The following is an 8,652-nucleotide window of genomic DNA, read 5'->3' on the forward strand; positions in this document are numbered from 1 at the left end:
TTCGACGCTGAAACGGCAGGGGAAGGGTCGATAGATCACGACCGAGCGCAAAGCTATCAACAACACGGGCCGTGTGTCAACGTTGTCAGGCGACGTTGTCTGTCAACGTTGTCCTATTTGTCGGCGTCGTGCGACGGAGAGGCGATAACCTTTGCCCATGAGCAATCCTCCGCCGCGCTCGCGCCCCACGATGGTCGACGTTGCGGCTGCGGCCGGAGTGAGCCTCAAGACCGTCTCCCGCGTCGTGAACGGAGAGGGGTATGTCGGCGCCGACACCCTGGCCGCCGTGCAGACGGCGATCGATCGGCTCAAGTTCCGACGAAATGAATCGGCCCGTCAGCTGCGTCAGGGAACGGCGGCCACCATCGGTCTCGTTCTCGAAGACGTCGCCGACCCCTTCTACTCGGTTTTGACCCGCGCGGTCGAAGAGGTGACGCTTCGACAGGGTTATCTGCTGCTCTCGGCCTCGTCGGCCGAAGACCATTCCCGTCTGAAGCGCACCGTCGCGTCGTTCAGTTCTCACGGCGCCAACGGCATCCTCATGGCTCCGGCCACGGGCATCGATCCTCATTTTCTGCAGACCGAGATCGCGGCCGGATGCTCGATGGTCTTCGTCGACAGGCCGGTTCCTGGTATCGCCGCCGACTCGGTGCTGGCCGACAACGTGGGCGGCGCGGCCGCCGGCACCGAACACCTGATCGCGCACGGGCATCGACGGATCGCTTTCTTCGGCGACGAGAAGTCGGTCTACACGTCTGCCGAACGACGCACCGGGTACAGCGCCGCGCTTCGCGCCGCGGGAATCGCGGCCGACGGCGGGCTGATCGTTCAGCGAGCGCCGGGAGACACGTCGGCGGAACGAATCGATGAGGTGCTGCGCCGGGCCGAGCCACCGACCGCGGTCGTCACCGGCAACAACCGATGGAGCGTACGACTTCTGCGTCATCTCAGGGAGGAGGACGTGCATCCATTGCCCGCCTTCGTGGGCTTCGACGACTTCGAGTTGAGCGACGTTCTGAATCCCGGCATCACCGTCGTGGCACAAGACCCCGCCCTGATGGGTCGCCTCGCCGCCGAGATGCTGCTCGAGCGGTTGTCGGGCGACGAGCAACCTCACCAGCGCATCAAGCTCGAGACCACGTTGATCGCCCGCGGCTCCGGCGAGATCCCCGGCCCTTACCAGTCGGGCCGCTCCGCCGCTGTGTGAATCCGTCCGAGTCTCGCCGTGGCGGCCGATATCGTTGCCTGATGTCGACTCAGCAGCTGACCGTGACCGTTCTGGGCAGTTCGACGCCGTACCCCAGCGTCGACAACCCGTGCTCCGGTTACCTGGTGCGCTCGGCATCCAGCACCATCTGGATGGACGCCGGAACAGGGACGTTGGCGCCGCTGCAACGGCACACCACCCTTGAAGCCCTCGACGCGATCTGGATCTCCCACCTCCATGCCGATCACAGCGCCGATCTGCTCACCGCGTTCTACGCGCTCGTCTGGGCCGATGTGCACAGGAACAAGCCGGTTCCCCTGTACGGTCCTCCAGGAATAGCACAACGGCTCGAAGACTATTTGACCAACGGCGCTACGCGGGCGCCGATCTCCGCGGCCTTCGAGGTGCACGAACTCTACGACGGACACGAAGCCCTCGTCGGCGACGTGACACTCTCTACGCGGGCGGTATCCCATGGAATTCCTGCCTTCGGCGTTCGCATCTCGAGCCCGACCACATCGCTCGCCTTCTCGGGCGATACGGCGCCGTGCGACAGCCTCATCGATCTCGCCCAGAACTGCGACGCTCTCTTGTGCGAGTCTGAAAGCACTGCCGCGCCAGAGCATGAACCCCAGGTTCACCACACCCCGGAAGACACGGGCGCGACGGCCCGACATGCTCGAGCCAAGCGACTGATCGTCACACATGTGGGCAGGTTTCTCACCCCTCACGAGGCAACAACGCGAGCCGCGGAGAACTACCCCGGCCCCATCGATTTCGCCGCGCCGGGGGCCACCTTCATCATCGGCTAGCTGTACTGCGAGAAGCGACCGGTGACCCAGCGAGGGGTCGTGAATGCCGTGTCGGGCACGTGCCGGTTCTATCCTGAACTCGGAGTCGAGGTCGAGAGCGGAGTTCAGCGTGGTCAAAGGTCCTACCGTGTACGACGTCGCAGAACGCGCCGGCGTGTCGATCGCCACCGTCTCGTTCACGTTCCGTCAGCCGCATCGGGTGAAGGTGACCACTCGTGATGCCGTCCTCGCCGCCGCTCAGGAACTCGGGTACCTCCCCAGCGGAACAGCACGTGGTCTCGCACGCGGAAAGACCGCCATCCTCGGCATCTATTCCTTCGACTTCTACAAATTGGACCAGCCGCTTTTTTCTGGGGGGAGGGCGGACAATTCCGACTTCAGACTCTTTCCGTTGTACGTCGACGAAGTTCAGCGGGGTGTCGCGCTGGAGTGCTGGCACCGTGGCTACACCCTCATGGTCTCAGGCGGAAGCCAGCCGTCGAGCGGGAGCGCGGCGGACATCGCGGGTCAGGTCGATGGGCTGGCGGTCCTCGCCAGATCGATCCCCGACGACGTGCTCGCGCTCATCGCATCCCGGATTCCGGTCGTGCACCTGTCTGAGCCGTCGCACAACGACGCTCTCAGCCACGTCACCGTCGACAACGCCAGCGGCACCTACTCCCTGACCAAACACCTGATCGACGAACATCAGTTGACCGAGCTTCATTTCGCCGGCCCCGCGGATACGTCATCGGATTTCCAGGCACGCTTCCACGGCTTCCAAGACGCACTGCGCGATTCGGGAATCGATCCTCCTCGAAGCCTTCTCGCGTTCGGCGCCGGCACAGCGCGGTCCGCAGCCGATGTCGTCAGCAGTCTGCTCGCGCAGAAAGAGCTGCCCGCGGGAATCGTCTGTGCGTTGGACGAATACGCACTCCGGCTCATCGACGCATTGACCGCGGCGGGCATCAGGGTGCCTCAGGATGTGGCCGTGACCGGGTTCGACGGCGTCGTCGCGGGGCGGGTGAGTACCCCGATGCTGACAACCGCCCGGCAGCCGATGGAGGAGATGGGCCGCATCGCGGCCTCGATCCTGATCGAACGATCCGAGCAGCCGGATCTGCCCCCGAGAAATGAGCAACTGAAAGTCGAGATCGTTCTCGGCGAGAGCTGCGGTTGCGGCCGCTGATAACAATCAGGTGACGGCCGGTGCCGGGCCGGAAAAACGCTTGCCCCTATCAGTTCTATGCGCTTAGATACTAAAACAAGCATTCCAGCGTCAAGACAGTGCCGTCGTCCGCTCACGGACTCACTACCCGGCGGCATGTCCTGAAAAGCGCTGCAAATCGCGCCACAGTACATTTCACGAAAGGAACAATGGTGATCCAGATGAAGACCAAAGCTCTCGTTGCGATCGGGCTGGCGACAACGCTGCTCTTGACCGGCTGCGGGCGGTCCGACGGCGGTGACGGTGCACAGAAAGAGGGCGCCGCGCTGACCGACGGCAAGGCCAGCGGCACCGTGAACGTGTGGGCTCAGGCGGCCGAAGCCGAGGCCCTGCCGAAACTCCTCGAAGAATTCGAAGCCGAGAACCCCGACGTCACGGTGAAGGTGACCGCCATCCCGTGGGAAGCCGCGCACAACAAGTATCAGACGGCAATCGCGGGCGGAAGTGCTCCGGACGTCGCCCACATGGGAACGACGTGGATGGGCGACTTCGGCTACGCGTTCGATCCGGTTCCCGCCGAAATCGACACGAGCGGATTCTTCCCCGGGCCGCTAGGCACCACAGAGGTCGACGGCGCCAATGTCGGGGTCCCGTGGTACGTCGACACCAGAATGGTGTACTACCGCACGGATCTCGCGGCCCAGGCCGGGTTCGAGACGTTCCCGGAGACGTGGGACGGGTTCAAGCAGCTCGCCCAGGCGTTCCAATCCAAGGCGGGTGCCAAGTTCGGCGTCAACCTGCCGACCGGTGGTCCCGACTCCTTCCAATCGATGCTCTCCTTCCCCTGGTCGAACGGTGCTGAACTGATCAACGCCGACGACACCGAATGGACGTTCGACACCCCCGAGATGGTCTCGGCGCTGGAGTACTACCAGTCGTTCTTCACAGAGGGAATCGCCGACCCGAATGTGGTGACCGATCCGGGCGCCGATGTATCGGCTTTCGTCGACGGATCGACGCCGATGCTGTTCGCCGGCCCGTCGATGATCGGTCAACTCACGGCCGCGGGCGGCCCCGAGTTCGCCGACAAATACACCGTCGCACGGGTCCCCGCGCAGACCAGTTCCACCTCCTTCACGGGCGGCGGCGACCTCGTCGTCTTCAAGGACACCGACAACCGGGATGCTTCGTGGAAGCTCGTGAAGTGGCTCGCTCAGCCGGAGATCCAGGTCAAGTGGAACCGGCTGGCCGGCGACCTTCCGGCCGTGGCCGAGTCGTGGGACACCCCAGAGCTGGCGGCGGATGAGAAGCTCGCCGAGTTCGGCGACCAGCTGACAGACACCAACTCGCCTCCGACGGTCGCCACCTGGACCCAGGTGGGTGCCGCTGCTGACACGGAACTCGAGAAGATCGTCAAAGCGGGCAAGAGCCCCGCTGAAGCCATGAAGGCTCTGCAGAGCGCCGCCGACTCCCTCGGTACCGGCGACTAACAGTGGCGACCATCGTCTCGACGCCGGGGCCTGCTGCCGTTCGCAGCAGCAGGCCCCAGCGGTCCCGCCAGCGCAAAAACGGTCTTGTCGCCTGGCTCTTCGCACTTCCGTTCGTGATCATCTTCGGCGCGTTCATGCTCGTGCCCCTCCTCTCGTCGTTTGTCATGTCGTTCACCGACTTCACGAGCCGGGATGTGCAGTCGCCATTCGCGGTGGCGTTCACTGGACTCGACCAGTACACCGCACTCTTCGCCGACGCTCAGTTCCGTCGATCGATGATCAACACCGCCTACTTCGTCGTCGTCGGCATTCCGCTGACGATGATTGTGGCGCTCGCGCTCGCTGTCGCATTGAACAGCGGCATCACCCGATTCCGCACGGTCTTCCGCACCGGATTCTTCACCCCTGTGGTGACGAGCATCGTGGCCATCGCGGTCGTCTGGCGGTTCATCCTGCAAGACGACGGTCTGATCAACATCGTCCTCGGCTCGATTGGGGTGACCGGTCCCAATTGGCTGAACGACACCGCCTGGGCCATGCCGTCGATGATCCTCATGGCCGTGTGGCGCAACATGGGCACGTTGATGATCATCTTCCTGGCCGGTCTGCAGACCATCTCCCAAGAGATGCTGGAGGCCGCGGAGGTCGATGGCGCCAACGCCCGGCAACGATTCTTCAGCATCACCCTTCCCGCGCTTCGCCCGACCCTCCTGCTCGGTGGAGTGCTGCTGTCTGTCGGCTATCTGCAGTTCTTCGAAGAACCGTTCGTCATGACAGGCGGCGGGCCGCTCGATTCGACGTTGTCGGTCAGCTACTTCACCTACAACGAATTCGGCTTCGGTCAATACGGCCAGGCCTCGGCCGCGAGTTACGTGCTGTTCGTCGCGATCGTGATCCTCAGCCTCGTGCAATTTCGAGCACTGCGATCGAAAGACTAAGGAGAACACCTCGTGACTCAACTTCTACCCGCCATCGATGTCTCCGATCAGCCAGCCAGGCCGGTCCCCGTGACCGGGCCTCGTCGTCGTCGCCGCAGCCGCCGCGTGTGGACCTACGTCGGCCTGATCGTCGCCGCGTTCGTCACGTTGCTGCCTTTCGTGTGGATGCTTCTCGGCTCCTTCAAGACACAGGGCGAGCTGCTTCGTCGCCCGGTCACCTGGTGGCCCGATGAGCCGACCCTCGCGAACTACTCGGCGTGGTTCAACGACCTGGGCATCGGGCAGTTCTTCGTCAACAGCCTGATCGTGGCCGGTTTCACCGTCTTGGGAAATCTGCTGTTCTGCTCCATGGTCGGGTACGCGCTCGCCAAGATGTCGTTCCCCGGAAAGCGCCTCCTGTTCATCCTCGTCATGGTCACGCTGATGGTTCCGGGCGTCGTGACCTTCGTGCCGCTGTTCGTCATGGTCAGCAAGCTGGGCATCGTCAACACCTATCCCGGGCTCATCCTTCCCTTTTTGGTATCGCCACTCGGTGTCTTTCTCATGCGGCAGTTCATGATGGGCATTCCCGATTCGCTCATCGAAGCCGCCCGAATCGACGGTGCAGGCGAGCTGAGAACGTTCGCTCGCATCGTCATGCCCCTGTGCGGCCCGCCCCTGGCCACCCTCGGCATCCTCACCTTCCTCGCATCCTGGAACAACTTCCTCTGGCCACTCGTCGCGGCGCAGAGCGAGGAGAAATACACGCTGCCGGTGGCACTCGCCCTCTTCTCCACCGGGCAGAGCGCCACAGATTACGGACTTCTTCTCGCCGGCGCCGTGCTCGTCATTGCGCCGATCGTGGTGTTGTTCGTGGCGCTCCAGCGCTACTTCGTGCAGGGCGTCGCAACAACCGGCATCAAATAGTCACCAATCCATCACTACCGTCGAACAGGAAATCATGTCGTACTCAGTTCAGCTCTATTCGCTTCGTGACGCGATCGAGGCAGACCTGCCTGGCACCATCGCCAAGGTCGCCTCCATCGGCTTCACCCAGGTCGAGCCCTACAACTTCGCCGCAACAGCCGATGAGTTGAATGCGGCGCTGAAAGAGAACGGGCTCACCGCTCCGTCAGGCCACGCACCTCTCCTGACCTCCGATCAAGATGTCATCTTCGCCGCGGCCCAACGACTCGGCATCGCGACGGTCATCGAGCCGCTGCGGCCGGCCGAGCACTGGCAGCGCCTCGAAGACATTCGAGAGACGGCAGAGCTGCTCAATGCCGCCGCAGTGAAAGCCGCCGGCTACGGGATCCGGGTGGGGTACCACAATCACGCCTGGGAACTCGAATCCGTCATCGACGGCAAGACCGCCCTCGAGCATTTCGTCACCTATCTGGCGCCCGAAATCGTGCTGGAGGTCGATACCTACTGGGTGACCGTCGGCGGACAAGACGCGGTCGAGATACTGACGCTCCTCGGCGACCGGGTTCGTTTCATCCACATCAAGGATGGGCCGGCGACGCAGGACACGAGCCTCCAGGTTCCCGCGGGTCAAGGAAGCATCCCGGTGCGCGACGTTCTCGAGGCAGCGAAAGCGCTCGAAGTGGGCGTTGTCGAATTCGACGACTATGCGGGCGACGTCTTCGAGGGCATCGCCGAGAGTCTCGCCTTTCTGCAGAAGCCCTCGGTCACCGCGTGACCGGCACAGGAGCCGTCGGCGTCGGAATCATCGGCGCCGGCAACATCAGCACGCAGTACCTCGACAACCTCACGAGGTTTCCCGACCTCGTCGTGCATGTCGTCTCCGACCTCGACACCACGGCCGCGGCGGCGCGCGCCGCGGAGTACGGCATTGCTGACTCGGGCAGCGTCGAACAGGCGCTCGATCATCCGGATGTCGAGATCATCATCAACCTCACCACGCCGGCGGCACACGTCGAGGTGGCCACCGCCGCGGTGCGCGCAGGCAAGCATGTCTGGAGCGAAAAGCCCTTCTCGCTAGACCGCGAGAGTGGGCGAGCGCTTCTCGACATCGCCGCCAAGGAGGGAATCCGCCTCGGGTGCGCACCCGACACGATCCTCGGCGCCGGTCTGCAGTCCGCGCAGCGAGCCATCAGCCGCGGCGACATCGGCACACCTCTGGCCGGGCTGACGATGATGATGTATTCCGGCCCCGATGCGTGGCACCCGAACCCGGCATTCCTGTTCCAGCACGGGGCGGGACCTCTGTTCGACATGGGGCCCTACTACCTGACCGCGCTCATTCAGACGTTCGGCGCCGTGGCCTCGGTCGCGGCCATCGGTTCCCAGTCGCGCGCGACGCGCACCGTGGGCTCCGGAGACAAGGCCGGCCAGGAGTTCGCGGTCGAGGTTCCGACCCACGTGCAAGCGCTGCTGCAGTTCGAGGGGGGAGCGTCGTCGCAGAGCACCTTCAGTTTCGATTCGCCGCTGTCCCGCATGGGCTTCGTCGAGATCACGGGAACCGAGGGGACACTCGCCGTGCCCGACCCGAACAATTTCGACGGCGACCTGAAGATCATGGCCGCGGGCTCCGACGAGTGGACGACCATCCCGTCGACGGGCACATCGGCCGGCCGAGGGCTCGGAGTCCTCGACATGGCACGGTCCATCCGATCCGGAACACCCCACCGCGCGCAGGGCAAGCTCGCCTACCACGTGCTCGACACCATGGTGTCGATCACCGAGTCGATGAACAGTGGCGCGTTCGTCGCCGTCGACAGCACGGCCAAGGCGGCCCCGCCGCTCGCAGAGGACTGGGATCCGTTGGCGAAGACCCTGTAGTTCTCGGCCGACGCCGGAAGCCGGACGGGATAGCCGTCTCGCTTCCGGCGCTTTTTTCGGACACTGCAGATATTGAAGATATCGGATAGCCTCACTATCTGTTATGCTCCCGATATGCCGAAACACCTACTCCCTCCCCAGGGCTCCCGATGAAGGTCTCGCAGCTCAGCGCCGAGACCGGCGTGCCGCTGCCGACGATCAAGATGTACCTGCGTAAGGGTCTGCTTCAGCCGGGTGATAAGACCGAACCGAACCAGGCCGAGTACGGCGAAGA

At 63.9% G+C, this 8,652-nt stretch carries 9 protein-coding genes; all 9 read left to right on the forward strand.

From position 1 onward, the window contains the following. The first annotated feature begins 157 nt into the window (after positions 1-157). Positions 158-1,207: a LacI family DNA-binding transcriptional regulator gene (locus tag ACE5CZ_RS09310; RefSeq protein ID WP_374947047.1), complete on the forward strand. Its 1,050-nt coding sequence runs from the start codon at positions 158-160 to the stop codon at positions 1,205-1,207. Positions 1,208-1,248: 41 nt separating this feature from the next. Continuing rightward, complete coding sequence (locus ACE5CZ_RS09315; protein WP_374947048.1) at positions 1,249-2,019, forward strand: MBL fold metallo-hydrolase; 771 nt, start codon at positions 1,249-1,251, stop codon at positions 2,017-2,019. A gap of 109 nt (positions 2,020-2,128) precedes the next feature. Next, the gene (locus ACE5CZ_RS09320; RefSeq protein ID WP_374947049.1) at positions 2,129-3,187 is read left to right on the forward strand and encodes a LacI family DNA-binding transcriptional regulator; all 1,059 of its coding nucleotides are present in this window, start codon (positions 2,129-2,131) and stop codon (positions 3,185-3,187) included. Between the two features lie 200 nt (positions 3,188-3,387). Further along, entirely contained in the window at positions 3,388-4,656 is a 1,269-nt protein-coding gene (locus ACE5CZ_RS09325; protein WP_374947050.1) for an extracellular solute-binding protein, read from the forward strand. Between the two features lie 11 nt (positions 4,657-4,667). Next, the gene (locus ACE5CZ_RS09330; RefSeq protein WP_374947056.1) at positions 4,668-5,594 is read left to right on the forward strand and encodes a carbohydrate ABC transporter permease; all 927 of its coding nucleotides are present in this window, start codon (positions 4,668-4,670) and stop codon (positions 5,592-5,594) included. A gap of 69 nt (positions 5,595-5,663) precedes the next feature. After that, entirely contained in the window at positions 5,664-6,500 is an 837-nt protein-coding gene (locus ACE5CZ_RS09335; protein WP_374947057.1) for a carbohydrate ABC transporter permease, read from the forward strand. A 34-nt stretch (positions 6,501-6,534) separates the two neighbouring features. Then, complete coding sequence (locus ACE5CZ_RS09340) at positions 6,535-7,275, forward strand: sugar phosphate isomerase/epimerase family protein (protein WP_374947051.1); 741 nt, start codon at positions 6,535-6,537, stop codon at positions 7,273-7,275. Further along, a complete protein-coding gene (locus ACE5CZ_RS09345) occupies positions 7,272-8,378 on the forward strand; it encodes a Gfo/Idh/MocA family protein (RefSeq protein WP_374947052.1) in 1,107 nt (368 codons plus the stop codon). The genes ACE5CZ_RS09340 and ACE5CZ_RS09345 overlap by 4 nt, the downstream gene beginning before the upstream one ends. Before the next feature lie 149 nt (positions 8,379-8,527). Next, the coding region (locus ACE5CZ_RS09350; protein ID WP_374947058.1) for a MerR family transcriptional regulator at positions 8,528-8,652 on the forward strand (125 nt) is incomplete at its 3' end.

Source organism: Agreia sp. (assembly GCF_964263775.1).
Classification (GTDB): Bacteria; Actinomycetota; Actinomycetes; order Actinomycetales; family Microbacteriaceae; genus Agreia.